General features: G+C 67.1%; 1 pseudogene. It reads right to left on the reverse strand.

The window, feature by feature from the left end:
* Window positions 1-252 (reverse strand): annotated as a pseudogene (ligA, locus tag SB816_RS33535) (NAD-dependent DNA ligase LigA); the annotation flags it as partial.

The raw sequence follows: 252 nt of genomic DNA on the forward strand, positions 1-252 counted from the left end.
GCGCGGGTTCGCAAATTCCTTGTGCCCGGCCTCGCGCTGACGATCGTTCATGCGCGCGAAGTCGCGGCGGAACATCAGCACTTCGCCGCGCACGTCGAGCACCTTCGGTACGCGCTTACCCTTCAGCCGCAGCGGCAGCGAGCGGATCGTGCGCACGTTCTCGGTGACGTTCTCGCCCGTCGCGCCGTCGCCGCGCGTGGACGCTTGCACGAACACGCCGTCGACATAACGCAGCGAAATGGCCAACCCGTC

The organism is Achromobacter sp. SIMBA_011 (genome assembly GCF_046535435.1).
Taxonomy (GTDB): Bacteria; Pseudomonadota; Gammaproteobacteria; order Burkholderiales; family Burkholderiaceae_B; genus Achromobacter; species Achromobacter dolens.